We start from the raw sequence: 2,533 nt of genomic DNA, 5'->3' as shown, positions 1-2,533 counted from the left end.
GATTGACATACAACTTGGCCGGTTTTCACCCGACCCGAAGTGGCCTACTTTAACCCGACCCGTGACAACAGTACATCATCTACAGCGACTCCACTCACTTGGCGATTGGCTCCAGCCAATGCAAGACCTGATCGAAGCAGTGGATTCTCCAGCAACGTGATTCCATCGAGCTCCGTATCCTCGCAGAAATACCCGTGTGTAGCGAGATGCAGAACTCTGGGAGCTGCTGGCATTGACTTTAGAACTTCCTCGGTAGCTTGGACACCGCTGTAAAACTCTACTCTTGACTGTTCATGCAATCCGAGCGTCGTGGCAACCGATGCCGCCTCCTTGCCGCTATAGGGAAGGGGAGTGAATTGTCCGTTTAAACATCCGGAGGCTCCCCGTGAGGACACACCTGCAAGAACAGGGTCGCCAGTTTCACGCAAGGCATCGTCGATGCTTTGAGCTGATGCATTGACGGAACAGTCGAAATCGGGATCGGCAAGCACGTAGACAATGTCACTACATGCCTGACTCCTTGCGAATCTCAACAGGTCTCGCCCTGAAGACAGGTAGCTGATTCGGTACTTCTCGAGAACATACTCGCTATCCGGGCAAAGAATAAACTCGAACGGCAACAGACTGAGTTGTCCATCGGGCGATATGAAGATACGTGTCTTGGCACCCAAAAGGTGTTTCATTGGCGCGAAGAGGATGTCATAAAGCCTGCCGGTAACTCTTCCCAGTCGTCGCTCCGATTCGTCTACCCGGGGAGAATATACTTCGCCTTGAGCTCTGTGGATCAGGTCCCTTGCCTGACCAATCAAGCTCTCTATCTCGTCCGCATCTCCCAGGTCGGTCAGGGATACATGCTCATCATGATCGAGTGTGAAGACGGCATATCTTGGACGGAGAGCACTATCTTCAACGCCTACAAGCTTCTCAAAGTCAAAGGGTCTATATCGGACATACTCCCACAGAACGGCATCTTCAGGAAGAACATTCGCCACATCAGTCATCGTAAATCTTCTGGCTTCAAGCTCATCCTGGAATTCTATACAGCTCTGGCTGAGTTCTGCTTCTAACGAGTCCTTTCTGCAGTATAAAGTGCACAAGCGATCGCGGTATATTTCCGGATCAAGTTCATCAGCACCAGCAAGGGTTAGAATCGATATTTCCCCACAGACATCAGTGTGCCTCTCCACACTTTCCTGAATCTTGTCATCGTACGAACAGTATGCGATCTGTCTCTCAACGGATACCGCATCTATGACGGCTCCTTTACCTATCAGCAGCATTTCCAGTGCAGATCGCTTTGAGTCATCGCTGTCAGTCATAACCGCAAATGAGATGAGCGAGTGTTCCAACAACGGATACTTCTCCACGTATCTCATCTTCTGCTCCTCGGAGGCATAGGAAAACGCGTATTCGATGAAGTGCTGTCTTGACTGCTGCAACTTATTGTAGCATTCCAGGCTTTTGTCAACCTGCCCCAATGAGCCATAGATCTGCGCCAATTTCTCCAGGATTGTAGCTACGGAGGGGTGCCCAGTTCCAAGTACTTTCTCCTGTGTGTTCAGTGCCCGCCTGAGCAGCGGTTCAGCCTTCGCGATTTCACCTTGGTGCAAGTACAGAGTTGCCAAGCTACTGAGACTCTGGGCTACATCAGGGTGATCACTGCCCAACACCCTCTCGAAGATATCGTGGGATTGCCGATAACATGAATCTGCTCCATCGTATTTGCCCCAGAGCAGGTAGGTGTCTCCCAGGTTGCGCAGGTTTCTTCCCACAGTGGGATCACTTGGAGCCAAAATCAGTTTGTTGATATACAGACAGCGACAGTAGAGCGATTCCGCCTTGGCATACTTACCTCGGTGTGCGTAGATGACACCCAGAGCTTCCTGGCATGCTGCAACTGCTGGGTGAACAGAGCCAAGGGCTTTTTTTTGAATTTCAAGTGACTCGCTGAAGAGATACTCCGCTTCAGAATACCTGTCCTGGCAGACATATATGTTTCCGAGGTCGACCAGTGTTGACGCTGCCTTGGGGTTTTCCAGACCTAATGTGTTCTTCAAAATCTCAAGTGATCTGCGGTAGTACGATTCAGCCTCCGCGTACTTCCCTTGATGCTCACAAAGAACACCGAGCTGAGTCAGTATGTCAGCCACATTCTGATGATACGGCCCGTGCACGTCCGTCGCGACGGCAAGCGACTGTAGGTAGAACGACTCCGCCTGTTCGTACTTTCCCTGCAAGTCACAAATCATCCCTACGAACATCATACTCCGCGCAACTTCGGTATGCTTTGTGCCAAATGCCTTCTGCGTGACATCTAATGATCGTCTGAAAAACGTCTCAGACTCTCTATAGTTGCTCTGCCTCCAGTAACTTATTCCCAGGTTCCACGAGATATATTCAAAAGTTGTGGATAGAATAGAATGAGCGTATCCTCTTAATAGTAAACAAGAGAACCCGGGTTTATCCGAGCAGGAGGACACGCTCATGAGGAATAGTAATGTAAGTAATTTGGAAAGTCGAGTGGAAAAAGAGT

Annotated in this window: 1 protein-coding gene; it reads right to left on the bottom strand. The window is 49.9% G+C overall.

Going from position 1 to position 2,533, the window contains the following annotated elements:
• Nucleotides 1-44: 44 nt before the first annotated feature.
• Nucleotides 45-2,264, bottom strand: a complete 2,220-nt coding sequence (locus tag KKH67_02420; protein ID MBU1318030.1) for a CHAT domain-containing protein — start codon at nucleotides 2,262-2,264, stop codon at nucleotides 45-47.
• Nucleotides 2,265-2,533: the final 269 nt, after the last annotated feature.

Source organism: Candidatus Zixiibacteriota bacterium (genome assembly GCA_018820315.1).
Taxonomy (GTDB): Bacteria; Zixibacteria; MSB-5A5; order JAABVY01; family JAHJOQ01; genus JAHJOQ01.
The sequence above is the reverse complement of the archived record's forward strand: the minus strand, read 5'-3'. Positions and strand labels throughout refer to the sequence as shown.